This is a genomic window from Neisseria mucosa, assembly GCA_003028315.1.
Classification (GTDB): domain Bacteria; phylum Pseudomonadota; class Gammaproteobacteria; order Burkholderiales; family Neisseriaceae; genus Neisseria; species Neisseria mucosa.
Window position 1 is genome coordinate 790803 of sequence record CP028150.1, and the last position, 23860, is coordinate 814662.

Genomic DNA, 23860 nt, shown 5'->3' on the forward strand with positions numbered 1-23860 from the left:
ATAAGGCTACCTGAAAGCAAAAAGCAGTCTGAAATCCATGCAAAGAAGTCAGGCTGCTTTTACATTTTCAGACGACCTCCACCCGCAGCGCATCCACAATCAACTTAAACACATTCGAATGCCCGCGGCGACTGGGGTAATAGAGATAAAGCGGATCGTAGGTGATGGCGTACTCGGGCAACAGCTCGACCAACTGCCCTGAATGGAGTGCGTCTGCGGCGATGATATGCGGCAGCCAAGTGATGCCGAGGTCGTCTGAAAGGGCTTGCAGGCGCAGATGATTATTGATGGAAAACTGCGATTTGGGCGTGAACGTAATCAGCTCTTTTTTGTATTTGAATTCCCACTGCATCTCCGCGCCGTGTTCGGCGGAGAGCTTTGCGCCGATAAGGCAGTGCTGCTGCAAATCGTCAATAGACCTCTTGCGAAAGTATCCTGAAGATTTACAATTCCCAAATGAAATACGAAAACCTAATCCAAAGAAGCGACAGGGAATTCAAACGGCTCACAGGTGTAACGCCCGTCCTTTTTCATGAAATGCTGCAAGTCACCACAGAAGCAGAAAGCCGGAAGGTCAAGTCGGGCAGGCCGCATACGCTCGGTTTGGCAGACCAACTGCTGCTTACCCTAAGTTATCTGCGCCATTATCATACCCAACTCGAATTGGCCGCTATCTACGGTCTTTCTGAAAGTAATGTCTGCCGCACCATCCGTAAAACTGAGGACGCTCTCATTCGTTGCAAACGCTTTTCCCTGCCAAAACACAAGAATCCGGGCGATCAAACGGTCATCATTGACGTTACCGAAAGCCCGATTGAACGTCCCAAAAAAACAGCGGCAGTATTACAGCGGCAAGAAAAAGCGACACACGGTTAAAATCCAAGTCATATACGGCAGAGAAACTGAAAAAATCATCAGCATCCAGACGGGGATGGGTGCTCAGCATGACATGCGTTTAGCCAAGAAGCACCTTGCAGAGCTTTATCCCTACAAAATAGTCATTGCGGATAGGGGTTATCAAGGATTGGCTAAAACCGGATTACAGACCCCGAAAAAGAAATCTAAACATCATCCGCTGAACAAACAGGATAAAGAGGCGAACAGGTGGTTAGGCAAACTCAGAACCGTCATCGAGCACATCAACAGAAAAATTAAGATATTCAAAATCTTGTCGCTACCTTACCGCAACAGGCGGAAACGGTTCGGGTTAAGGGCAAATCTGATTGCAGGACTGGTTAATGCGATGGGATGAATATTTTCGCAAGAGGTCTAATATTTTTCGGCGAACCGTATTGCGCCAAATAATCGGGCGAGGCGACCAATACCATTTTGAGCGGTGCGGAAATCGGCACCGCAATCATCTCTTTCGCCACATCGTTACCCAGCCGCACGCCCATATCAAACCCTTCTTTCACAATGTCCGCCCAGCGGTCGTCCACCACGATTTCCAAACGGATTTTCGGGTATTGGTTCAAAATCGGCTTTAATTTCGGGTACAACACCGCTTCCGCCGCCACCGCAGGGGCATTGATACGAATCAGCCCCGAAGGCGTGTTCAGAAAAGTATTCAACGCATCGACCTCGTGGTTAATCGCTTGATAAAGCGGAAAAAGCTGCTCAAAAAGCTGCTGTCCGGCTTCGGTCAGCGACACATTGCGCGTAGTGCGGTTGAGCAGGCGCAAATTTAGCCGCGTTTCTAAATTTTTCATGCTGTGGCTCAACGCCGAAGAAGAAATCCCCAAAAGCTGTCCTGCCTTCACAAAACTCTGAGTTTGTGCGAGTGTCAAAAAATAATTCAGCTCGTTAAAGTTCTGCATTTTCCTGCCCCGTTTTAACTGATTAGAGACCTTTGCAAAATTCCCCAAAATCCCCTAAATTCCCACCAAGACATTTAGGGGATTTTCCATGACCACCTTCTTCCAGCAAACCGCCCAAGCCATGATTGCCAAACACATCGACCGCTTCCCACTATTGAAGTTGGATCAGGTGATTGATTGGCAGCCGATCGAACAGTACCTGAACCGTCAAAGGACCCGTTACGTCCGAGACCACCGCGGCCGTCCCGCCTATCCCCTGCTGTCCATGTTCAAAGCCGTCCTGCTCGGACAATGGCACAGTCTCTCCGATCCCGAACTCGAACACAGCCTCATCACCCGCATCGATTTCAACCTGTTTTGCCGTTTTGACGAACTGAGCATCCCCGATTACAGCACCTTATGCCGCTACCGAAACTGGCTGGCGCAAGACGATACCCTGTCCGAATTGCTAAAACTGATTAACTGCCAACTGACCGAAAAAGGCCTAAAAGTAGAGAAAGCATCCGCCGCCGTCATTGACGCCACCATTATTCAGACCGCCGGCAGCAAACAGCGTCAGGCTATAGAAGTCGATGAAGAAGGACAAATCAGCGGCCAAACCACACCGAGCAAAGATAAAGATGCCCGTTGGACAAAGAAAAACGGCCTCTACAAACTCGGTTACAAACAACATACCCGTACCGATGAGGAAGGCTATATCGAGAAACTGCACATCACCCCCGCCAATACCCATGAGTGCAACCACCTGTTGCCTTTGTTGGAGGGCATTGCCGAAGATACGACCGTCTATGCCGATAAAGGCTACGACAGTGCGGAAAACCGGCAACATCTGAAAGAGCATCAGTTGCTGGACGGCATTATGCGCAAAGCCCACCGTAACCGTCCGCTGACGGAAAATCAAACGAAGCGTAACCGGTATTTATCGAAAACCCGTTATGTGGTCGAACAAAGCTTTGGTACGCTACACCGTAAATTCCGCTATGCCCGGGCAGCCTATTTTGGTCTGCTCAAAGTGAGTGCGCAAAGCCATCTGAAGGCGATGTGTTTGAACCTGTTGAAGGCGGCTAACAGGCTAAGTGTGCCTGCTGCTGCCTAAAAGGCGGCCCGGATGCCCGATTATGGGGTATCCGGGGAGGATTAAGGGGGCATTTGGCACGAAAACAGCCGAAATCCTGTGTTTGGGTTTCGGCTGTTGAGGGAACAGGTGAAGAGGGGTATTTTGCAAGGGTCTCGATTAGTGAATTTAATTCATGACATCATAAAACCAAACCTAATTTATCTCAATAAAAACAAATCATAAAATGACCGCACTTTGAAATGATAAGGAGAATGAAATGAAAAACATCCTGATTCTGGGGGCAAATGGCGGTTTGGCTCAAACGGTGATTCCGGTCTTACTGGAAAACCCTGAACTTATACTCACGCTGGTATCACGCAACATCCGCCGCCTGCAAACCTTCGCCAATGAGCGGGTAAATGTGGTGCAGGCTGATGTGATGGATTTGCCTCAACTGGAAAGCTTAATGCAGGGGCAAGATGTGGTGTATACCAACCTTGCGGGAAACCTTGAAGCAATGGCGGAAAATATTGTGCAAGCAATGAACCGTACCAATGTTAAAAGACTGATTTGGATTAGTTCGATGGGTATTTATGGCGAAACAGGTGAAGACCATGGAGCAATTTTAGAGCCTTACCGCCGTTCGGCGCAGGTGGTGGAAAACAGCCGCTTGGATTACACCATTATCCGCCCTGCGTGGTTTACAGACGGCCATGAAATCGATTACCAACTCACCCGTAAAGGCGAACCATTTCAGGGCAGACAGGTTTCTAAACGCAGCATTGCCCATTTAATCGCCAAACTGATTGAACGCCCCGAATTTTCCATTCGGGAAAGTTTAGGTATAGGCAGAATCTAACCAATAAGCACAAGGAAGCTCAAAAATGACCCCAATCGAAACTTTAACTGAAAAACAAGCTATTAAAGAATTGGTCGATACGTTCTCCAATTTAGCAGATATAAAAGACGTGGCAGCACAAGGCCCCTTATTTACTGAAGACGGGCATGTCACCACCTACATTGGTGGCGAACTGTTTGCCGATTTGAAAAACCGTGCGGAAATCGTGGACGTATTCACCGACTTCCTTGCCAATTTCAAACGTGTTTACCATTTAAACGGACAACTGACCATTCACTCGCTAAGTGATAGCCGCGCCGAAGGCATCAACTATTGCCATGTGGTGTTGACCGAAGAAAAAGATGGCAAGGAAATGGTGCATAACCATTATGTACGCTACAACGACACTTATGTTAAAGAAGACGGTAAATGGTTGATTCAACGCCGCATTGCCAACTTCATGATTAGCGATAGTGGGAGAATGGCGTAAATGTCAGACGGTATGGAATGATGCTGCAAACGGTCGGATGTTGCCGATAATTTGCAAATTGATGTAAGGGTATACGCACACGCCATTTCCTTGCATTGATGGCATTAAACTCCCAATTTCAGTGCATTAAGCCGTTGTTTAATGTTTCGCCAGTTTGGGAGAAGGTTATCTATATGTGCCATAAAACGGGCGTTATGGTGGCGTTCAAGCAAGTGGGTCAGTTCGTGAACGACAACGTATTCTAAGCATTCGGGCGGTTTTTTGGCGAGTTCTAGATTCAACCAAATGCTGGCGGTGTCGGTATTACAACTCCCCCAAAGAGTTTTCATTTTTTTCACGCCGAAACGCTTAGCAGTCACCCCCATTTTTGGCTGCCATTTTGCCAGTAGTTTTGCAATTTCTCGTTTTAACTCGTTGCGGTAAAAGGTTTCAATTACGGCAGTTTGGTTTTTAAAGTTAGTGTTGGGACGAACAAACAACTTGATTTTGCGATGCTCAACTTCAAGGCGGTGTCTACCTGTAGTTGGTAGCACTTCCAATAAATACCGCTTACCCCAAAGATAATGGCTTTCACCCGACACTATTTCACGCGTGGTTTCCCGGGCTTGGTTTTCAAATATACTCTGCTGTTTTTTAATCCACAGCAAACGGCTTGCTACCGCCATCTTCACCGCATCATCACTCATTTTAAGTGGTGCGGACACCCGAACTACACCGCTTGGTGGCAACACGCTAATATGCAGATTCTTAATTGCTTTTCTGCGTACTTCCACACTTAGATTGCCGATTTGCATATTAGGCTCCGTATTCCGTCTGTTTGATAATCAGTTCAAACACTTCATCAATATCCAACCCTTTTTCATCGGTAAGCGGCTTGAGTTGAGCTCTCAGGCGTTTTTGCTTCATTTTGTTGGTGAGATAACCGTCCTGTTTGTTTGTTTGAATAGCGTGATCCAGGCTTAGCACCCAATCAGTATCTTGGCTAAAATTGTCAAAAATTGCCTGTTTGCCCGGTGTGTTGATTTCTTTCGGGTAATTGCTGCCCTGCGGTCGTTTTACCTGCTCGGCAAGGCGTGCCATTTCTTCTAGATACTTCTTATAGTCAACGACTTCCTGTTTACGCTGTTCGATCAATTCGTCCAGCAACACTGACATTTTCTCAAAATATTTAGGATTGGTCGGGTTTTCATCCACAATGGTTTTGCGGATATTATTCTCGATAGTTTCCGCCATACTTTTTTTATCTTTAAGTTCTTCGGGCAAATCTTCCACTATATCCGCGCCACGGCTGACCAGCAAATCCAACAACCCCACATTGTCAAAAGTATCTAGCCGTTCGCTGTCTTCGGCACGCACATATTGGTTGATTAAATAACGCATATCCGCATCAACTGTTTTGAAATCCACATAATCGCCGCTGGCAATTTTCAATTCGTCCCGCAAGTCAGTGATATTTTTTACCCGCTTGTGCCATTCTTCAGCTTGGATTTTATTGTAACCGGCTTCGACCAATTCATTAGCAATCGCCCCATAGGCGCGAATTAATTTTGCTGCCGCCCGATAAAACGCCAAACGTTTGCTTTGGTATTCAGTTTGCAGGTTGGTTTTATCGTCTGCGCCGCAAAAATAGGCTTTGTACTCGGGGAAGGTTTTCGGAGCTAGCACGTTTTCCGTCATCATCTGCACCGCTTCCCAAGCCGTTTCCAAATCTTCTTTTGCCGTACTTAAGCGATCTTTAATCAGCCCCTCCACATCAGATGGCTCATAGCCTTCAAAGGCTTCTTGGGTGAAATCTTTAAACGCCTTTTCTAAGGACTTGAACAAATCCCGATAATCCACCACATAGCCGTAAGTTTTCGATTCGCCGTCCAAACGGTTCACCCGACAAATAGCTTGGAAAAGGTTATGGTCTGCCATTTTTTTGTCGATATAGAGATAAGTCGCCGAAGGCGCATCAAAACCTGTTAAAAGTTTGTCCACCACAATCAGCAGCTTCATTTGTGCAGGCTGCTCGATAAAGCGTTTTTTTACATCAGTTTCAAACTGTTCCGCCAATGCTGCTGCTTTTTCTTCGCCCTCCCGATAATAATCGGCAATCATCTTGCGATAGATACTGTATTTAAACAGCTCTTCATTTTGCGCTTGAGCGGAAACCGCATTTTTGGCAGCCTGAGCATCAGGTTTGTAGCTGGTTACAATCGCTACCTTGTTTTTCAAGCCGCTTTGGGTAAACAACTCATAGCATTGGCACGCCTGATAGACGCTGGCGCAGACCAAAATCGCATTGCCGCTGCCGTCTGAAAGTCGTGGCTTGGTTTCCATATCCAGCAAAATATCGTCCACGATTTTTTCCAAGCGGTTTTTAGACGACAACAATTTCTGCATTGTCCCCCAGCGTTGTTTGAGTTGGTTTTTGGCGATGTCGGTCATACCACGCGTTTTTACATCAAACCAATCATCGACCCGTTTGTGGGAAGACAGCGACTGCTCAATATCTCGCGCTTCGTAAAGCAGGTCTAACACCACACCGTCCTTAACCGCTTCGTTAAATTTATAGGTGTGGATAAAACCGCCGAATACTTCTACTGACTGTTTTTTGTCCGTTTTCAGAAGTGGCGTGCCTGTAAAACCAACAAATATTGCATCAGGCAATAGGGATTTCATCGCTTCATGCAGTTTGCCCGATTGGGTGCGGTGGCATTCATCCACAAACACAACAATCTTGCCCTTGGGCGAAAAACCGCCTTTTGCCGTACGAATATCGTTTAAAAAATCGTTCAATTCTGCATCGTTTTCTACCTCTGCCTCCTCTCGACTGCCGAATTTATGCACTAGCGAACAAATCAGCGAATGCTCATTTTCATTTAAAACGTTGAGCAAATCCTTGCTGCTTTTGGTTCGGTAGATTTCATTTTGCGTGTGGTCGAACACCTTTTTTATCTGCTCGTCCAGCTCCGTACGATCGGTAATAATCAGCACCCGATGATTGTCGCCCTGCTCCAAAATCCACTGCGCCAGCCAAACCATCGTCAGGCTTTTGCCGCTGCCTTGCGTATGCCAAATAATACCGCCTTGACGCTGCTTTAATCTCGCCTGCGCCGCCTTAATGCCGAAATACTGATTAGGGCGGCAGGTTTTTTTTGCACCGTTATCAAACACCATAAAATCGTGCAATATTTCCAGCAAGCGGCTTTTTTCGCACATACAGCACAAATCAGCATCCAAATCACCCAAATTATCGGGCTCACCGTCTTCTTTCCACTTCAGATAATACTTTTCGGGCGTTTCAATCACGCCGTAGCGCAAGCCTTCGCTGTCGTTCCCTGCAAACAAAAGCTGCACAGTGGTAAAAAATGCCTCACAAAATTCCCGCTGCTGATTGGCGATATTTTGTCTTATCCCTTCAGAAACCGACACCGAAGAGCGTTTCAACTCCAACACCGCCACCGCAATACCGTTAAGATACAACACCACATCAGGGCGTTTATCGTATTGCGAGCCTGGAATGCTCACTTCTTCAGCAATGGCAAAATCATTATTTTGCGGATTTTCCCAATCCACCAGCCACACCGTCTGCGTCTGTTCGCTGACTCCCGTTTTTACTTTTGCACCATAACGCAAAAGCTGATAAATATCACCGTTGGCATCATAAAGCCGTCTGCCGCCACCCAAATGATTCAAACTTTGCAGCGATTTGACCGCACTTTGGGCGAGCGCATCCGAGACACCACGTTTGGCAAGCCAGTCCAACAAATCCGCCTCACGGATATTTTTATTCGCCAAGCCTTGCAGGTTGCCCAAATAGCGGTAGCCCAGTTTTTCACAAAACAACGCCACCACACGGTTTTGCGTGGTGCGTTCCGATTGTCCGATGTTGATGGTCATAGTTTCTTCCTTAAATTTTATTCTAGTGGCAGGCGGATTTTTCCTGTGAGCAATGTCTGCATCATGCCTTGTTTGAGCGACTGCGTTTTTTTCAGACGGCATTCTAACGACTCGATTTCTGCGTCCATATCGCTTAACAGTTGGGCGATGGCGGTTTGTTCTGGTTTTGGTGGTGCAATCACTAGAAATGTTGAAAATAACGCCTTAGAAATGATTAGGGTTGCTGTTATTCCTGCTAAACTTTTTAATGCTGGTTTTGTGTTCTCAAAATAGTAATATAAAAAATTAACATCGAATGATATTGATGGAATAATGGCGTTAATTTGTTGATTACAAGCACCATTTACCTTCAAAACAGCGTTTTTCCCAATGCTTGCGATACAAGTAACTAACAGCGTATCTTTCGGTAGCTTTCTAATAGAATTTAAACCTTGTTTAGTTATTTGCCGTTCACTAGAATATATATCCTTACTTTCTCCAATATCAGTAGGTGTTATCCAAACAATTTCCCCGTTCCAAAGTTCAGCTTTATTCGTACTGGGCGTGCTTCCTGTAATAATTTCACCCACTTCTCCCAATTCCACCACTTCCCAATCTTCAGGCACGCAGCCCAGTTCGGTTTGACGCGTGGTTTTGGGCGAACCATCGGTGCGTTGTGCAAACTCGGGCAGACGGATTTTGCCACTAAGCAGGTTTTGCATTGCTGAGAGCTTGATTGCCTGCTTTTTGGCGATAAGCGTTTGCAGGCTGCTTATCAGCGCATCGGTGTCGCTTAATGCGGTGGCGATGGCGGTTTGTTCAGGAGTTGACGGAAGTGGGATTTTTAAATTCTTAATATCATGACTGTTAATCGCTGGATAATTTGAACCGACAACAACAAGGTTTATTTGGCTGTTTATTATGTTCGCAAATAAATGGTGATACAAATAAGGCATATTTAACTTATTTGTTCCTCGCACAACACTGAATCCTGTTGAGCAAATTAAATCACGCACTTCATTTTTTACATAATAATGCGACATTAGATTAGGACGAACAGTAGAAATTAATACATCATTTTTTCGCACAACCCTTCTTGCTCTTGAAGGCGCATCTTTAAATTTGTATTTTTCAGTATTCAATAAGTGTCCGTTATCAATTTGTTCTAAGGAAATATAGTCAAATTCATAATCTGAATCAGTGTTAGATGTTAAATTCTCCGTATCTATATCACAAACTTTCCCCAATTCCACAACATCCCAATCCTGCGGAATCATTCCCAACTCGCTCGTCTTATAGTCTGTTTGTGTTGCCATTTCAGCCTCCAAAGCCCATATTTTTGAGGTGGGCATCCACTTTGCGTTGCCATATTTCTACTTCTTGGGCAAGCTCAGCCATCGGGCTACGGTAACGGTCTTCCAGCGTGTTCAAGCGGCTGATAAGCTGTTGAATCGCATTTTCCAAATGGTTTTCGATTCGGCTTTGCAGCGTGGCAAGCCATTTGTCTTTGACGACAAGCTGCTTGATTTCCTCTTCGGAAAGCTGGCCAAATTGTTTGAAAATAGCAAGGTTTAGGGCTTCACTTTGGGTTTTGACCACATCTTTGGCGGTTTTTTCCTGCGTCATCAATGTTTGGGCAGTTTGCAAAATAGCTCGTTCGTCTTCTTCTATGTCATCTTCTTCTAATACTGCCTTCAACAGTTTGGCGGAAAGTTTGCCTTTTGCGTCCAGCACGTCATTAAGTACGCCTTCTTCGCCGCCGTGTTCTTCCAAATGGCTTTCCAATTCTTGGCTAAGGCGCTCCAGCTCGCTTTGTTTTTCTTCCAGCTTAGCAAGGTCGTCTGAAAAATAGCGGCGTGCGACCAATTCGGGCGCGATGACTTCGCTGCGATATTTTTTACTAATGCGTTTGGTTTTAGCTTTGCTTTTTTTGTCGGTTTCAGTTTCCTCAAAGACGACGGTCAAGTTGGCGACTTCATCGCTTTCTTTGGTGATTTCTGCCAAATCCTTGACCGCTAGCCAACCGTCTTGGGCAATGAAATAAACATCGTCTTGCAGGTTTTCCGCCCAGTAGTCCATCAGGATTTGGTAGAAATCATATTCTTCAATCAAGCTGCTTGGTTTGAACGCGTTCAACAGGCTTTCGCTCCATTGCTGGATAAGCTTGCTTGATCGGCTGCCTGGCTGGATGGCAGCAAGGTCGTTTTGAGTGTGCCACGCGGCAAATTTGGCTAAATGCTCAGCTTTGAAGGCAGCGTAATCGGGGTGCGCCAAAATATGGGCTTTGATTTGGCTGCTTTCGATTTTGGCAATGAAGCGTCCTTCTTGTTCGTCAAACAACTCGTTTTTCAGACGACCTAAGACTTGCCAATAGGCTTCCAGCGCATCCATATCATATTCGGGAATGCCGCCGTAAAGGTGCGCGGCAAGGTCTTGCAGGTCTTCAACTTCTCCGTTATCTATATAGCGAGGCAGGTTAAGGTTGTAATCTTGGGCGGCAATTTCACTTAAATGCACCATGCGGCTGTAATGGGCGATTTCTTCCTGTTTTGTGAAGGTGTCGATGATTTTATGAATGTCTTGTTCGCGCAGACGGTTTTTATTGCCGTCTTTAATAAAGCCGCGCGATGCGTCAATCATAAACACGCTGCCGCCACTGATGACTTGCCGTGAACCATCTTCGGCAAACTGGGCAGTTTGGGCGTGTTCTTTGTCGATCACGATGATACAGGCGGGTATGCCCGTGCCGTAAAACAGGTTGGCAGGCAGCCCGATAATGCCTTTGATGAGACCAAGGTTGAGCAATTCGGTACGGATACGCGCTTCGGCATTGCCGCGAAACAGCACGCCGTGCGGCAGAATAATCGCACCTTTGCCACTTGGTTTCAGGCTTTTGAGCAAATGCAGCAAAAAGGCGTAATCGCCGTTTTTCTCAGGCGGTATGCCGTAACTGAATCGCTCAAAAGGGTCATCAGCCGGCGTGATGCCGCTCGTCCAGTTCTTGCTGGAAAAAGGCGGATTGGCAACGGCAAAATCAAAGGTCTTAAGCCCACCTCTTTCATCACGGAAAGACGGATCGGATAAGGTATTCCCGGTATTGATTTCGGCGGTTTCGTTGTTATGCAAAATCATATTCATCCGGGCAAGGGATGCGGTCGCCACATCTTTTTCTTGACCGTATAGGCTGATTTGGTTGTTGGCTTGCGCAGCAGCTTTGAGCAACAGCGAACCCGAGCCACAAGTCGGGTCGTAAACACTGGTACTGGACGGGCAATCTGCGCTGATTCCGATAATCTTAGCCATAATGCGCGAGACTTCGGCAGGCGTGTAAAACTGCCCTTTGGATTTACCCGATTCGGTCGCAAAATGGCGCATCAAGTATTCGTAGGCATCACCTAATAAATCGTCATCTTCGGCTTGGTTAGAGGAAAGGTTAAGCTTTTCAAAAATGCCGACCAGTTTGCTCAAACGGTCGATCATCTCCTTACCTTTACCCAGTTTGTCTTCGTCGTTGAAGTCGGCAACGTCGATCACGCCTTTTAAGTCGTTAGCTTCGGCAATTTGGGCGATGATCTTATTCAACCGGTCGCCAATGTCAGCGGTATTTTTGAGATTAACGATGTCGTCAAAAGTCGCCCCGGCGGGTAGCTCAATCATGCCGCCGCCGTGTTTGTGTTTGTCGGAAACGTATTTTAAAAACAATAGGGTAAGGACATAGTCTTTATAAAGACTCGCATCCATACCGCCGCGCAATTCGTCACAGCCAGCCCAAAGTGATGCGTAAAGCTGATTTTTTTTGATTGCCATAAGATTATGTTTGGTAAATGAAAATTATAGGAATTTTAACATAAAAACAGAATAGTTTTTTAAGTTTTGTAAATATCTTGTAATTGAATTGCTGAATTTAATTCATGACATCATCAATCTATCCCTAATTTATCGCAATAAAAATGCGATCTAAAATGACCGCACTTTTACGAGAACAAACGGGAGACAACATTATGCAAAACATCACATTAAACAACGGCGTAAAAATTCCTGCGCTCGGTTTCGGCGTATTCCAAATTCCGCCCGCAGAAACCGAACAAGCCGTGATTGACGCCATCAAAGCAGGCTATCGTCACATCGACACCGCGCAGGTTTATATAAATGAAACCGAAGTCGGTTTGGGGATTAAAAACAGCGGCGTGGCACGCGAAGAATTGTTCGTTACCACCAAAATTTGGGTGGAAAATTTAGGCTACGAAGCCGCCAAAGCCTCGCTGGATCGTTCATTGGGTCGTCTGAATTTGGATTACATCGATATGGTGCTGATTCATCAGCCTTACGGCGACAGTTACGGCACATGGCGCGCGCTGGAAGAATATCAGGCAGCCGGCAAAATCCACACCATCGGCGTGAGCAATTTTTCGCCCGTACGCGCGGTGGATTTGGGGCTGTTCAATAAAGTGATGCCGCAGGCTAATCAGATTGAAATCAATCCGTTCCAACAAAAAAACGAAGCCGTTGCCGCTTTGCAGGCTGAAGGCATCGCCGTGGAAGCATGGGCACCGTTTGCCGAAGGCAAAAACGATATTTTCCACAACCCCGTGTTAAGCAAAATCGGTGCGAAATACGGCAAATCGGTAGCGCAAGTTATTACCCGCTGGCTGGTGGAACGCGATATCGTAGTGTTGGCAAAATCAACCAAACCCGAACGCATGGCGGAGAACTTGAATGTCTTTGACTTTGCCCTCAGCGATGAAGACAAAGCAGAAATTGCCAAACTGGACGGCACGTTCGACGCCATCGTCAATCACGACACGGTGGATAATTTGAAACGCATCGCCGCGTGGAAAATGGGTGTGTAACCGTTAAACAAGGTGTGCTCCGGCACACCTTACTTTTTCTCTAAACATTTCAGACGACCTATTTTTGAATTTTTTAACAAAGCCAAAGAGTATTTCATCATTTCCTATTTGGAAAATATGTTGTTCATGAAGTGAGATTTATTGCTTAATCATTTATCCGTACAATCCGCCTCATCAAATATTTTAAGGAGGCAGTGATGAAAAAAATGCCTGTGTTATTTGTCGGGCATGGCAGTCCGATGAATGTGTTGGATAAGGAAAATCCGTTCAACCAAAATCTCAGCCTGATTACGCAAAAATTTGCCAAACCGAAAGCCATTTTGATGATTTCGGCGCATTGGTACAGCAGCCGTTTGCAGGTTTCATCGGGCGAACAGCCTGAAATGATTTATGATTTTTACGGATTTCCTGAAGAACTCAGTCAGGTGCAATATCCGGCGCCCGGTTCGCCTGAATTGGCGGAGCAAGTGCGCTCGTTATTGCAGCCGGAGAATGTCGGGCTGAATCCGAAGCGCGGTTTTGATCATGGTGCGTGGGCGGTGTTGAAATTTCTGTATCCCGATGCCGATATTCCTGTGGTACAACTCAGCCTGAACCGTTCGCAATCTGCGGAATGGCATTTCAATTTGGCGAAGAAATTATCCGCCTTGCGCGAACAGGGTGTGTTGATTATCGGCAGTGGCAATATTATCCATAATCTGGGCGTGATGAGCAGGGCGCATATCAATCAAATCGGTGCGGGCTATGATTGGGCGTTTGCGTTCCGCGAAGCGGTCAATCAGGCGATTGTCGAGCGGGATGACGATACTTTGATTCATTACGAACGGCTGGGTGAAAAGGCGATGCTTTCCGTGCCGACGCCGGAACATTACCTGCCTTTTCTTTGCATTATGGCATTACGCGAATCGGATGATTCCATTACGTTTTTCAACGACAACCTTGTCGCCGGTTCGCTCAGTATGACTTCGCTTTTAGTGGGGTAAAAGAAAAAATATGGCAACGGAAAAGATTCTTATTGGTTCGTTCCGCTTTCGTAGATGGTGTTGATCCGCTTACCGTTCTTGGGAATGGGATGTCAATCAAAAAGCGCAGAAAAGCTTTGCATGTAAAGAAAATGGTTGTTTGGCAAGTTACCCGGGTTCGGGAGATGAAGTGTATTTCTAAATCCAAAATACTAAGGTCGTCTGAAAGCCCGATTCTGGTTTTCAGACGACCTTTTCCCCTTCATCTGAGCAGACTTACCCCAGATATTTCAGTTTGCCTTTGAAGTCTTCGATCGTCTCATAGCCTTTTTGCACCATGATGGCTTTCAAGCCAAGCGAAACGCGTTCGAAAACTTCGACGCCTTGCTGATGCAGCGCCGTGCCGATTTGCACCATGCTCGCGCCGCACAAGATATGTTCGAACGCATCGCGACCGGTATAAACGCCGCCTGTGCCGATGATTTGGATGGACGGATTCAATCTTTGGTAGAAAGCGTGGACGTTGGCAAGCGCAGTCGGTTTGATGTATTCGCCGCCTATGCCGCCGAAGCCGTTTTTAGGTCGGATCACGACGGATTCGTCTTCGATATACATGCCGTTGCCGATTGAATTAACGCAGTTGACGAATTTCAGCGGATGACGGTTGAACACTTCCGCCGCCTGGTCGAAATGGACGATGTCAAAATACGGCGGCAGTTTGATGCCCAAAGGCTTGTCGAAGTAGCTGAAGGCTTCGCCCAAAATCCGCTCGGTTGCTTCAAAGTCGTAGGCGATTTGCGGCTTGCCGGGGACGTTTGGACAGGAAAGGTTGAGTTCGGTAATGCCTTTAAATCCGCTGTTTTGCACTTTTTTCAACAGCGTGTGTGTTTCATCGGGCGACATACCGACCAGCGAAAGGAAAAATGTCCGTTCGGGCTGCGATTCTTGAAGGCTCAGCAAATAATCCAAATAGTAATCAATGCCTTGATTCGGCAAACCCATGGAGTTGATGCTGCCCAGCGGCACATCGCGATAACGCGGTTCGGGATTGCCCGCACGCGCTTCCAGCGTCGCCGTTTTGGTGACGAAGCTGCCCGCGGAGGATTGCCTGACTTCTTCCAATTCTTCCACAGTCATACACGCTACGCCCGCGGCGTTCATCAAACAGTTGTCAAAAGAAAAACCGGCGATTTGCGTTCTCAACGACGGCATACCCTGCTCCTTTCCCTTGAAAAATCAATTTGTTTGCGAAGCGTAACACGAATAGGCAACGCATTTTTTAACGAACATCAAATGACAGGTTATGTAGGAAAATGTTGTTTTAAGTGATGAAGAGAAGACGCAAAAAGGTCGTCTGAAAACTTGTTTTGCTTGTTTTCAGACGACCTTTAACGTGAATAAGCCACGGTGATTGATAAAAATTTTTGAAATAGCCAAGAAAGCCTTGGTTCGTAATTTCTTAAATCAGACTATCCATTCCGTTAATGCGGCCTCCAAGCGTTTCAGTCCTTCCGCCATATCTTCATCATTTAGCAGCAGGCTGGGCGCAAAGCGCACAACATCGGATCCGGCAACCAATACCATCAAACCGTGTTTCAGCGCGGCAGCAGTAATTTCCGAAGCGCGACCTTGGTATTTGTCTGCTAGCACGCAGCCGATGAGCAGCCCCATACCGCGGACTTCTTTAAACACGCCAGTTTTCTCGCCCAATTCCCGCAAGGTCGTCTGAAATTTTTGTCCTTGTTTTTCGACATGTGCCAAGGTTTCCGGCGCATTGATAATGTCGAACGCGCGGCTGCCGACGGCGCACGCCATCGGGTTGCCGCCGAAAGTTGAGCCGTGCGTCCCCGGCCCGAAGGTCGGAGCGATTTTGTCAGTGGTCAGAATCGCGCCGATGGGGAAGCCGCCGCCTAAGGCTTTGGCGGAGCTGAGAATATCGGGCGTAATGCCGTAATGTTCGTAGGCGAACAGTTTGCCCGTGTGTCCCATACCGGTTTGCACTTCGTCTAAAATCAGCAATGCGCCGTGTTTGTCGCACAAACGGCGCGCGGCTTGCAGATATTCCTGCGTCGCGGGCAGGATGCCGCTTTCGCCTTGAATCGGCTCGATGATTACCGCACAGGTGTTTTCGCTGATGGCGGCTTCCAATGCAGCAATATTGTTGAACGGAACGTAGGTAATGCCTTGCGGCAGCGGCGCGTAGTCTTTGCTGTATTTGGGCTGACCGCCGACTGAGACAGTAAACAGCGTACGGCCGTGGAAGCTGTTGAGGCAGGAGATGATTTCGGTTTTGTGTTCGCCGAAATGATCGCGACCGTATTTGCGCGCCAGTTTCAGCGCGGCTTCGTTGGCTTCCGCGCCGGAATTGCAGAAAAACACTTTATCGGCGAAGGTATGCTCTACCAGCTTTTTCGCCAATTCCTGCGCTGGCTTGGTCGTGTAGATATTGGAAATATGCCACAATTTTTGCGACTGCTCTGCCAGCACGGCAACCAAATCGGGATGGCAGTGTCCCAACGCATTGACCGCGATACCGCCCGACAAGTCGATATATTCACGACCTTCAATATCCCAGACGCGGCTGCCGAGGGCGCGTTCTGGAATCATAGGGGCGAATGAAAAGTTGGGAGTCAGGTAGTTTTGCATCCGATTTCCTTTGCAGTGAATTTATTGAAAATAAGCGGGGATTATGCGCCGCCCGAAACAAAGCTTCAAGCCGGAATGGGCGGGACGCAAAGTAAGTAGAAATTTCGGCTACAATATGTATTTTACCGACCGTAGAAAGAATATCATGAACATCCTGCCTTATCAGACTGAAATTGCCGAGCGTATGCTGGTTGGCACCGAAGGCGAAACCATTCATCCCGGCGCGCAATTTGTTCAAACGGCCAACGGCTATTGGATAGCTTGGCACGAGGGCGATGCAGCCCTGCTGGCTCCCGATACGCCACCCGATATTCCGTGTTTTTGGGTAGAAGGGGCGCAAAGTTTGGAAGAGTTGGTCGAATTGGTCGAAAACGGTGAGTTTGACGAAATGGAAGAGTTTGACGGCGACGATGACGCGTGGCACGAACATGCGGCGGGCTGTGATGGCGGGCATGACGGTCATTGCGGATGTTCGCATTCATGAAAATGAAGATGAAAACCTTGCTTCTGCCTTTGGTCTGCCTGGCGCTGAACGGTTGCGTCGTCAGAGCGGCAGTCGATTTGGCGGTAACGACCGTCATGACGGCGGGCAAGGTTGTCGTCAAAGGTACGGGCGCAGTTATTGATGCCGTCATTCCCGACAGAGATAAAAAGAAAGACAAAGAAAAGGATAAAGGTAAAAAACGCCGTCCTGTTTCAGACGACGGTGTGTATCCGGGTTCTTATCCGCCTGCATCGGAAGAGGGCGGTTACTCTGTTCCGCAAGATTCAGGATATTCGGACAGGGGATGGTAAGGACGGATGTCTTTTGTCCTTGCAGCCATATAAAAAGGTTGTCTGAAAGGTTTGAGCGCGACCCGCTCGACTTATTTTCAGACGACCTTTTTGTTTGGGTAAACGTTCTTCCGCTTTAAACCGCGTCGGTCAGCGATGAGAACACTTCAAAATAAGTCGGGAAGGTTTTATGGGTGCATTTCGGGTCGTTGATGACGACGGGTACGCCCAACAGGGAAACCAGCGAGAAACACATCGCCATGCGGTGGTCGTCGTAAGTGTCGATGACGGCGTCGGGTGTCAGCGTTTCAGGCGGGGTGATGTGAATCGCTTCGGCTTCTTCGACGACTTTTGCACCGAGTTTGCGCAACTCGTTTGCCATCGCGTCGATGCGGTCGGTTTCCTTGACGCGCCATGAACCGATGTTGCGCAGCGTGCAGGTTTGTCCTGTGGCAAGGGCAACGATGGCGAGGGTCATGGCGGCATCGGGGATATGGTTCGCATCCAAATCAAAGGCTTGGACGGTACGTTCTTTCGGACGCGAGACTTCGACGAAGTTTTCACCCCACACCACATCCGCCCCGATTTTTTCCAGCTCGCGGGCAAAGGCGACATCGCCCTGTATGCTGTTTGCGCCGATACCGGTAACGCGGACGGGCGTGGCGGCAATCAAACCTGCTGCGAGGAAGTAGGACGCGCTGGAGGCATCGCCTTCGACGTGCAGATGTTCGGGCGCGTGGTAGTGCGCATCTGCGGGAATTTTGAAGACGCGGTAGTCTTCATTGGCAACCTGTACGCCGAATTGCGCCATCAGTTTCAAGGTGATGTCGATATAGGGCTTGGAAATCAACTCGCCGACCATACGGATTTCAAATGCCTGCCCGGTCAGCGGCAACGCCATCAAGAGGGCGGTCAGAAACTGGCTGGACACATTGCCTTTAATCGGAATCACACGCTCGCCGCGGTCTTGGCGTTCGCCGATATGAAGCGGTGGATAGTGTTCGTTGCCGAGATATTCGACATCGGCGCCGGCAATCCGCAGCGCATCGACCAAATCGCCGATAGGGCGTTCGTGCATACGCGCAACGCCGTGCAGATGATAATCGCCGCCCAAAACCGCCAGCGCGGCAGTCAGCGGACGGAATGCCGTTCCCGCGTTGCCTAAAAACAAATCGGCAGTGCGGTTTGGAAATTGTCCGCCTGTGCCGTGTACTTTCAGACGACCTTCGGCAAGATATTCGATTTCAACGCCGAGTTTATCGAGCGCTTCCAACATACGGTCGGTATCGTCGGATTTGAGCAGGGAATGGATTTCGCAAGTGTTGTCGGACAAGGCGGCAAGCAGCAGGGTGCGGTTGCTGATGCTTTTGGAGCCGGGCAGGGCGACGGTGGCGGGTTTGAGCGAGGCGGCGGGGAGGCGGATGGATTCGGTCATGATGGTCGTTTGGGAAGCGGAAACAGAAAACGGCATTATACGGTAGGGAGGGGTCGTCTGAAAAACCAAAACTGTCAACAATCCGCATAAAATGTTATACTTTTCCGCAATTTTGCAACGATGGCGCGGGCTTGTTTTTTATGCCCGCCAAGCGCGTCGTCCCAAGATTTTCAAAGACTTTTACACGTTCGCAAGGTCGTCTGAAAAGTACCCGACAAACGGAATAGAAATGATCAGCAAACAAGAATACCAAGCCCAAGCCGCCCAAGGCTACAACCGCATCCCGCTCGTGCAAGAACTCCTTGCCGACTTGGATACGCCGCTTTCCCTCTATCTCAAACTCGCCAACCGCCCCTATACCTACCTGCTCGAATCCGTTGTCGGCGGCGAACGTTTCGGCCGCTATTCCTTTATCGGCCTGCCTTGCAGCCACTATCTCAAAGTCAGCGGCAAACACGTCGATGTTTATCAAAACGGCGAAATAGTCGAGCAACACGACGGCAATCCGCTGCCCTTTATCGAAGCCTTCCACAACCGCTTCAAAACGCCCGAAATCCCAAGCCTGCCGCGCTTTACCGGCGGATTAGTCGGCTACTTCGGTTACGAAACCATCTACAATTTCGAACACTTCGCCCACCGCCTGAAAAACAGCGCCAAAGCCGACCCGCTTGGCACACCCGACATCTTGCTGATGCTGTCGCAAGAGTTGGCGGTTATCGACAATTTAAGCGGCAAAATCCACCTCATCGTTTACGCCGATCCCTCGCAGCCCGACGGCTACGAACGCGCCCGCGAACGCCTCGAAGACATCCGCACCCAGTTGCGTCAAAGCTGCGCTATCCCGCTCTCGCTCGGCAGCAAACACACCGAAGCCGTCAGCGAGTTCGGCGAAGAGCCGTTCAAAGCCTGCGTCGACAAAATCAAAGACTACATCTTCGCAGGCGACTGTATGCAGGTCGTCCCCAGCCAGCGCATGAGCATGGAATTCACCGACAGCCCGCTCGCCCTCTACCGCGCCTTGCGCACGCTCAACCCCTCGCCTTATCTCTTTTACTACGATTTCGGCGATTTCCACATCGTCGGTTCCTCGCCCGAAATCCTCGTCCGCCGCGAACGCGACGACGTCATCGTCCGTCCCATCGCCGGCACGCGCCTGCGCGGCAAAACACCTGCCGAAGACCTTGCCAACGAGCAGGATTTATTAAGCGACGCCAAAGAAATTGCCGAACACGTCATGCTTATCGATTTAGGGCGCAACGACGTCGGACGCATCAGCAAAACGGGCGAAGTCAAAGTAACCGACAAAATGGTGATTGAAAAATACTCCCATGTGATGCACATCGTTTCCAACGTCGAAGGTCGTCTGAAAGAGGGCATTACCAACATGGACATCCTCGCCGCCACGTTCCCCGCCGGCACACTCTCCGGCGCACCCAAAGTCCGTGCCATGGAAATCATCGAAGAAGTCGAACCGAGCAAACGCGGCATCTACGGCGGCGCCGTCGGCGTCTGGGGTTTCAACAACGATATGGATTTGGCAATCGCCATCCGTACCGCCGTGGTGAAAAACAACACGCTATACGTCCAAAGCGGCGCAGGTATCGTCGCCGACTCCGACCCGACCTCCGAATGGCAGGAAACGCAGAACAAAGCCCGAGCAGTAGTCAGGGCGGCGCAGATGGTGCAGGAAGGGTTGGATAGGTAGACTTGGAGTTTTCAGACGGCCTTTAAGGAATCAACAGGCCGTCTGAAAATCCAAACAATAAGCAGCAATCGTTTGATTAGAACAGCTACCTTTACTGCGTCATTCCCGCGCAGGCGGGAATCCAGAAATTTGAAATGACGGTAATCTTTAAATATTCCTGAAAACCGGAGGCCTGGATTCCCGTCTACGCGGGAATGACGGATTAAAGTTTTTTGCAGAAACATGATGCAACCTGCCGTTTACATACTCGCCAGCCAAAGAAACGGAACGCTGTATATCGGTGTAACATCCAATCTTATCCAACGTGTTTACCAACATAGAGAACATTTGGCGCAAGGATTTACAAATCAGCATCATGTAACCATGTTGGTTTGGTATGAACTGCATTCCACGATGGAACACGCCATTACCAGGGAAAAGCAACTGAAAAAATGGAATCGGCAATGGAAGCTGCGCCTTATTGAAGAGAAAAATCCAGGTTGGCAGGATTTATGGTTTGAGATTATTAAATAACCATCATTTCCATAAAACATGTAATTTAACCTTGGTACCCCTTGAATTTCGTCATTCCCGCGCAGGCGGGAATCCAGACTCTTAGGTTTCAGGAATCTTTAAACATTGCAGGATATTTACCCTCTGGATTCCCGCCTGCGCGGGAATGACGGACTGACGGTTTCAGACGACCTGAAATAAACAGCAGAACACAGACAGATTAAAACGCTATGAACAAATCCCCCATCCTCCCGCCAGCCATGCTCGGCATCCTCGGCGGCGGCCAATTAGGCAGAATGTTTACCGTTGCCGCCAAAACCATGGGCTACAAAGTAACCGTTCTCGACCCCGATCCGAACGCGCCGGCGGCGGAATTTGCCGACCGCCATTTGTGCGCGCCGTTTGACGACCAAGGCGCTTTGGACGAATTGGCAAAATGCGCGGCGGTTACCACTGAATTTGAAAACGTCAATGCCGACGCGATGCGCTTTTTGGCAAAACATACCAATGTTTCCCCTAGCGGCGACTGCGTGGCCATCGCGCAAAATCGTATTCAGGAAAAAGCATGGATACGCAAAGCGGGGCTGCAAACCGCGCCGTATCAAGCGGTTTACCGTTCAGATGACATCAGCGAAGAAAGCGCGCAATTTTTGCCCGGCATCCTGAAAACGGCTACTTTGGGCTACGACGGCAAAGGGCAAATCCGCGTCAAAACGGTGGACGAACTCAAAGCCGCGTTTGCCGAACACGGCGGCGTGGATTGTGTTTTGGAAAAAATGGTGGATTTGCGCGGCGAGATTTCCGTTATCGTATGTCGTCTGAACAATGAAAATGTGCAAACCTTCGACCCCGCCGAAAACATCCACGAAAACGGCATCTTGGCTTATTCCATCGTCCCCGCGCGGTTGAGTGCCGACGTGCAACAACAGGCGCGGCAAATGGCGCAACGCTTGGCGGACGAATTGGATTATGTCGGGGTATTGGCGGTGGAAATGTTCGTCGTCGGCGACACGCACGAATTGGTCGTCAACGAAATCGCCCCGCGCCCGCACAATTCCGGCCACCACACCATCGATGCCTGCGCCGCAGACCAGTTCCAGCAGCAGGTACGCATTATGTGCAATCTGCCGCCCGCCGACACCAAGCTGCTTTCTTCATGCTGCATGGCGAATATTTTGGGCGACGTTTGGCAGGAAGACGACGGCGAACCGAATTGGCTGCCGTTGCAAAACCATCCGAACGCGCACCTGCACCTGTACGGCAAAAAGGCCGCGCGGAAAGGCCGCAAAATGGGGCATTTCACCGTTTTGTCCGCCGATGCCGACACTGCTTTTGATGCAGCGGTGAAACTGCATCAAAGTTTATAATTTGCTGATTTTCAAAATGTTCAGACGACCTCAGAATCAATCAAGGTCGTCTGAAAGTTAGACATAACGTACCGAATCATGAGCCTGTTGACCATACTCCGTCCCGCCACAGTACAAGATTGCCAAGCCATCCATAATGCCCATCTTCATGCCGCCCAATTTGCCTGCATTAGAAGCTACGACGAGAACGTGCTTCAGGCATGGGAAGCACTGTTGGACACTGAAAGCTACCGCCATACCATTGACGATCCGGATAAGGCTTTGTGGGTGGTGGAATACAAAGGGGCCATCCGTGGATTTTTCCAAGTCGATTTTAAGGAAGCGCAATTAGACGCGCTTTATGTGCATCCGATTTTCCATAATCAAGGTTTGGGTACGGCATTGCTGAGGCGTGCCGAAGAGTTGGCGCATCATGCCGGATTGAGTTTTTTAAAACTTTATGCCTCGCTCAATTCCGTTCCGTTTTACCGCATCAACCGTTATGACTCTTTGGGTTCTGCGGTGTTGCAGTTGAATCGGGAAGTCAAAGTCGAATGCGAATTAATGCGTAAATACCTTTAGATACAACCGTCAATCATTTTTCCCGTTTTCAGACGACCTTGTTTGTAAAAGAGGTCGTCTGAAAATCGTTTAGCGTTTCAGGTATCCATTTATGAAAACAGATTTCCAATCTACCCTTCAGGCCTTAGGTAAACAGGCGAAAAAAGAAGCGGAAGAAAAGGCTGCAGCAGAAGCGGCAGCTAAAAAGCAGGAAGCCGAGAATGCCGATTTTGCAAGCATGGTCGGGACGGTAACCCCGTTGAAACAAACTTCGCAATATTATTCTGCTCCACGCGATAAATCGCCGATAAAGCCGCGTCCGAAAGAAGCATCTTCATTAAATGAGGAAGATTATTTTTATATCGGCAACGGCGGTTGGGATGAGCCGCCTGCTTCGTTCAGTAAGAACGGGCAAGGTAAAAACGACCTGCAACGCCTGCGTAACGGCCATTATCCCGTCGTTGCCGATGTTGATTTGCATGGCTATACGCAAGAGGAAGCGCAACAGGTATTAAATGAATTTATCGTGTTTGTCCAAAAGCGTGGCGTTTGTGCCGAAATTGTCCACGGTAGCGGCTTGGGTTCGGCAGGTTATAAACCTGTTTTAAAAAATATGACGCGCCGTTGGCTGATGCAGCATCCGGATGTTCTTGCCTATATCGAACCTCGCGAGGGTAATGACGGCGCTGTCCGCATCCTTATCAAACGCCGGCATTCGGAGGAGCAGTAAAAAGGTCGTCTGAAATATAGCAGCAAAGCTATTTCAAAAACGGTTAAAAGGTTATTTCGGTTTTTTTCATTTTATTTTCGTTTTTGTGTTAAAAAAGAAAATTAAATGGGAAAAGTTTGATTGTTTTTGAATATATTAAATTGAAATTTGCTAGTTATACCGTTTGCTGATAGGATTCGAAGCGAAGCAGATTCAAATAAATTCACCAGTGCGTCTTTTGTTTTTAATCCGGTTTTTAACTGATTGAAAAGATTTAGATTATCTAATTTTATTTGATTTGATTTTAGAAACTT

Annotated in this window: 23 protein-coding genes and 1 pseudogene; 13 read left to right on the forward strand and 11 right to left on the reverse strand. The window is 48.3% G+C overall.

The features are described 5' to 3' along the window. Nucleotides 1-67: 67 nt before the first annotated feature. A complete protein-coding gene (locus NM96_03895; GenBank protein AVR78598.1) occupies nucleotides 68-463 on the reverse strand; it encodes a transcriptional regulator in 396 nt (131 codons plus the stop codon). Here NM96_03895 and NM96_03900 point away from each other — a divergent pair. After that, nucleotides 457-1252 (forward strand): IS5/IS1182 family transposase gene (locus tag NM96_03900; protein AVR78599.1). Its coding sequence is split into 2 segments (ribosomal slippage): nucleotides 457-822 and nucleotides 824-1252, totalling 795 coding nucleotides; the frame shifts between segments, so codons are not numbered across the junction. The genes NM96_03895 and NM96_03900 overlap by 7 nt on opposite strands. Here the strand turns inward: NM96_03900 and NM96_03905 are convergent. After that, nucleotides 1236-1817 (reverse strand): LysR family transcriptional regulator, encoded by a 582-nt coding sequence (locus NM96_03905; GenBank protein AVR78600.1) that lies wholly within the window; start codon nucleotides 1815-1817, stop codon nucleotides 1236-1238. The two genes, NM96_03900 and NM96_03905, sit on opposite strands and share 17 nt — an antisense overlap. Nucleotides 1818-1905: 88 nt before the next feature. On the opposite strand from NM96_03905, the gene NM96_03910 reads away from it, so the two are divergent. Continuing rightward, a complete protein-coding gene (locus NM96_03910) occupies nucleotides 1906-2913 on the forward strand; it encodes an IS5 family transposase (GenBank protein AVR78601.1) in 1008 nt (335 codons plus the stop codon). On the opposite strand, the pseudogene NM96_03915 reads toward NM96_03910, so the two are convergent. Further along, nucleotides 2882-3055, reverse strand: a pseudogene (locus tag NM96_03915) (IS110 family transposase). The gene NM96_03910 and the pseudogene NM96_03915 overlap by 32 nt on opposite strands. Before the next feature lie 96 nt (nucleotides 3056-3151). On the opposite strand from NM96_03915, the gene NM96_03920 reads away from it, so the two are divergent. Next, nucleotides 3152-3733, forward strand: a complete 582-nt coding sequence (locus NM96_03920; protein ID AVR78602.1) for an NAD-dependent dehydratase — start codon at nucleotides 3152-3154, stop codon at nucleotides 3731-3733. Nucleotides 3734-3758: 25 nt separating this feature from the next. Next, nucleotides 3759-4202 (forward strand): nuclear transport factor 2 family protein, encoded by a 444-nt coding sequence (locus NM96_03925; GenBank protein AVR78603.1) that lies wholly within the window; start codon nucleotides 3759-3761, stop codon nucleotides 4200-4202. 104 nt (nucleotides 4203-4306) lie between these two features. Here the strand turns inward: NM96_03925 and NM96_03930 are convergent, their stop codons facing one another. Genes NM96_03930 through NM96_03945 form a run of 4 tightly spaced genes read right to left on the reverse strand, consistent with a single transcriptional unit; the run spans nucleotide 4307 to nucleotide 11873 of the window. After that, nucleotides 4307-4996, reverse strand: a complete 690-nt coding sequence (locus NM96_03930; protein AVR78604.1) for a M48 family peptidase — start codon at nucleotides 4994-4996, stop codon at nucleotides 4307-4309. 1 nt (nucleotide 4997) lies between these two features. Next, nucleotides 4998-8087, reverse strand: coding sequence for a restriction endonuclease subunit R (locus NM96_03935; GenBank protein AVR78605.1), 3090 nt, complete (start codon nucleotides 8085-8087; stop codon nucleotides 4998-5000). 17 nt (nucleotides 8088-8104) lie between these two features. Beyond that, nucleotides 8105-9343: a restriction endonuclease subunit S gene (locus NM96_03940; GenBank protein AVR80263.1), complete on the reverse strand. Its 1239-nt coding sequence runs from the start codon at nucleotides 9341-9343 to the stop codon at nucleotides 8105-8107. Nucleotides 9344-9383: 40 nt separating this feature from the next. Further along, the gene (locus tag NM96_03945) at nucleotides 9384-11873 is read right to left on the reverse strand and encodes a type I restriction endonuclease subunit M (GenBank protein ID AVR78606.1); all 2490 of its coding nucleotides are present in this window, start codon (nucleotides 11871-11873) and stop codon (nucleotides 9384-9386) included. A 194-nt stretch (nucleotides 11874-12067) separates the two neighbouring features. Between NM96_03945 and NM96_03950 the strand changes: the two genes are divergently transcribed. Next, on the forward strand, nucleotides 12068-12916 hold the full coding sequence (locus NM96_03950) for a 2,5-diketo-D-gluconic acid reductase (protein AVR78607.1): 849 nt from the start codon (nucleotides 12068-12070) through the stop codon (nucleotides 12914-12916). Nucleotides 12917-13113: 197 nt separating this feature from the next. Continuing rightward, complete coding sequence (locus NM96_03955) at nucleotides 13114-13899, forward strand: 4,5-DOPA dioxygenase extradiol (GenBank protein ID AVR78608.1); 786 nt, start codon at nucleotides 13114-13116, stop codon at nucleotides 13897-13899. 255 nt (nucleotides 13900-14154) lie between these two features. Here the strand turns inward: NM96_03955 and NM96_03960 are convergent, their stop codons facing one another. After that, the gene (locus NM96_03960) at nucleotides 14155-15090 is read right to left on the reverse strand and encodes a dihydroorotate oxidase (protein ID AVR78609.1); all 936 of its coding nucleotides are present in this window, start codon (nucleotides 15088-15090) and stop codon (nucleotides 14155-14157) included. 252 nt (nucleotides 15091-15342) lie between these two features. Continuing rightward, a complete protein-coding gene (locus NM96_03965; protein AVR78610.1) occupies nucleotides 15343-16524 on the reverse strand; it encodes an aspartate aminotransferase family protein in 1182 nt (393 codons plus the stop codon). A 145-nt stretch (nucleotides 16525-16669) separates the two neighbouring features. On the opposite strand from NM96_03965, the gene NM96_03970 reads away from it, so the two are divergent. Further along, complete coding sequence (locus tag NM96_03970; protein AVR78611.1) at nucleotides 16670-17008, forward strand: general secretion pathway protein GspG; 339 nt, start codon at nucleotides 16670-16672, stop codon at nucleotides 17006-17008. Beyond that, on the forward strand, nucleotides 17005-17319 hold the full coding sequence (locus tag NM96_03975; GenBank protein AVR78612.1) for a hypothetical protein: 315 nt from the start codon (nucleotides 17005-17007) through the stop codon (nucleotides 17317-17319). Before NM96_03970 ends, NM96_03975 begins: the two co-directional genes overlap by 4 nt. Nucleotides 17320-17434: 115 nt before the next feature. Here NM96_03975 and aroA read toward each other — a convergent pair whose 3' ends face one another. Next, nucleotides 17435-18733, reverse strand: coding sequence for a 3-phosphoshikimate 1-carboxyvinyltransferase (aroA, locus tag NM96_03980; GenBank protein AVR78613.1), 1299 nt, complete (start codon nucleotides 18731-18733; stop codon nucleotides 17435-17437). 229 nt (nucleotides 18734-18962) lie between these two features. Here aroA and NM96_03985 point away from each other — a divergent pair, with 229 nt between their 5' ends. Then, nucleotides 18963-20438 carry an anthranilate synthase component I gene (locus NM96_03985; protein ID AVR78614.1) on the forward strand — a complete coding sequence of 492 codons (1476 nt, stop codon included), beginning with the start codon at nucleotides 18963-18965 and terminating at the stop codon, nucleotides 20436-20438. 11 nt (nucleotides 20439-20449) lie between these two features. Here the strand turns inward: NM96_03985 and NM96_03990 are convergent, their stop codons facing one another. Further along, nucleotides 20450-20662 carry a hypothetical protein gene (locus tag NM96_03990; GenBank protein ID AVR78615.1) on the reverse strand — a complete coding sequence of 71 codons (213 nt, stop codon included), beginning with the start codon at nucleotides 20660-20662 and terminating at the stop codon, nucleotides 20450-20452. 1 nt (nucleotide 20663) lies between these two features. On the opposite strand from NM96_03990, the gene NM96_03995 reads away from it, so the two are divergent. From NM96_03995 to NM96_04010, 4 genes are all read left to right on the forward strand, one after another. Beyond that, nucleotides 20664-20951 (forward strand): GIY-YIG nuclease, encoded by a 288-nt coding sequence (locus tag NM96_03995; GenBank protein AVR78616.1) that lies wholly within the window; start codon nucleotides 20664-20666, stop codon nucleotides 20949-20951. A 209-nt stretch (nucleotides 20952-21160) separates the two neighbouring features. Then, the gene (locus tag NM96_04000; protein ID AVR78617.1) at nucleotides 21161-22297 is read left to right on the forward strand and encodes a 5-(carboxyamino)imidazole ribonucleotide synthase; all 1137 of its coding nucleotides are present in this window, start codon (nucleotides 21161-21163) and stop codon (nucleotides 22295-22297) included. Nucleotides 22298-22375: 78 nt separating this feature from the next. Further along, the gene (locus tag NM96_04005) at nucleotides 22376-22858 is read left to right on the forward strand and encodes an N-acetyltransferase (GenBank protein ID AVR78618.1); all 483 of its coding nucleotides are present in this window, start codon (nucleotides 22376-22378) and stop codon (nucleotides 22856-22858) included. 91 nt (nucleotides 22859-22949) lie between these two features. Next, nucleotides 22950-23567: a Smr domain protein gene (locus NM96_04010; protein AVR78619.1), complete on the forward strand. Its 618-nt coding sequence runs from the start codon at nucleotides 22950-22952 to the stop codon at nucleotides 23565-23567. Nucleotides 23568-23860: the final 293 nt, after the last annotated feature.

Excerpts from the sequence above, each read along its gene's own strand:
- NM96_03945 (AVR78606.1), bottom strand. The coding sequence starts at position 11,873 with ATGGCAATCAAAAAAAATCAGCTTTACGCATCACTTTGGGCTGGCTGT.
- NM96_04010 (AVR78619.1), top strand. The coding sequence starts at position 22,950 with ATGAAAACAGATTTCCAATCTACCCTTCAGGCCTTAGGTAAACAGGCG.
- NM96_03950 (AVR78607.1), top strand. The coding sequence starts at position 12,068 with ATGCAAAACATCACATTAAACAACGGCGTAAAAATTCCTGCGCTCGGT.
- NM96_03960 (AVR78609.1), bottom strand. The coding sequence starts at position 15,090 with ATGCCGTCGTTGAGAACGCAAATCGCCGGTTTTTCTTTTGACAACTGT.
- NM96_03970 (AVR78611.1), top strand. The coding sequence starts at position 16,670 with ATGAACATCCTGCCTTATCAGACTGAAATTGCCGAGCGTATGCTGGTT.
- NM96_03965 (AVR78610.1), bottom strand. The coding sequence starts at position 16,524 with ATGCAAAACTACCTGACTCCCAACTTTTCATTCGCCCCTATGATTCCA.
- NM96_03995 (AVR78616.1), top strand. The coding sequence starts at position 20,664 with ATGCAACCTGCCGTTTACATACTCGCCAGCCAAAGAAACGGAACGCTG.
- NM96_03955 (AVR78608.1), top strand. The coding sequence starts at position 13,114 with ATGAAAAAAATGCCTGTGTTATTTGTCGGGCATGGCAGTCCGATGAAT.
- NM96_03990 (AVR78615.1), bottom strand. The coding sequence starts at position 20,662 with ATGTTTCTGCAAAAAACTTTAATCCGTCATTCCCGCGTAGACGGGAAT.
- NM96_03905 (AVR78600.1), bottom strand. The coding sequence starts at position 1,817 with ATGCAGAACTTTAACGAGCTGAATTATTTTTTGACACTCGCACAAACT.
- NM96_04000 (AVR78617.1), top strand. The coding sequence starts at position 21,161 with ATGAACAAATCCCCCATCCTCCCGCCAGCCATGCTCGGCATCCTCGGC.
- NM96_04005 (AVR78618.1), top strand. The coding sequence starts at position 22,376 with ATGAGCCTGTTGACCATACTCCGTCCCGCCACAGTACAAGATTGCCAA.
- NM96_03975 (AVR78612.1), top strand. The coding sequence starts at position 17,005 with ATGAAAATGAAGATGAAAACCTTGCTTCTGCCTTTGGTCTGCCTGGCG.
- NM96_03910 (AVR78601.1), top strand. The coding sequence starts at position 1,906 with ATGACCACCTTCTTCCAGCAAACCGCCCAAGCCATGATTGCCAAACAC.
- NM96_03920 (AVR78602.1), top strand. The coding sequence starts at position 3,152 with ATGAAAAACATCCTGATTCTGGGGGCAAATGGCGGTTTGGCTCAAACG.
- aroA (AVR78613.1), bottom strand. The coding sequence starts at position 18,733 with ATGACCGAATCCATCCGCCTCCCCGCCGCCTCGCTCAAACCCGCCACC.
- NM96_03930 (AVR78604.1), bottom strand. The coding sequence starts at position 4,996 with ATGCAAATCGGCAATCTAAGTGTGGAAGTACGCAGAAAAGCAATTAAG.
- NM96_03940 (AVR80263.1), bottom strand. The coding sequence starts at position 9,343 with ATGATTCCGCAGGATTGGGATGTTGTGGAATTGGGGAAAGTTTGTGAT.
- NM96_03985 (AVR78614.1), top strand. The coding sequence starts at position 18,963 with ATGATCAGCAAACAAGAATACCAAGCCCAAGCCGCCCAAGGCTACAAC.
- NM96_03925 (AVR78603.1), top strand. The coding sequence starts at position 3,759 with ATGACCCCAATCGAAACTTTAACTGAAAAACAAGCTATTAAAGAATTG.
- NM96_03935 (AVR78605.1), bottom strand. The coding sequence starts at position 8,087 with ATGACCATCAACATCGGACAATCGGAACGCACCACGCAAAACCGTGTG.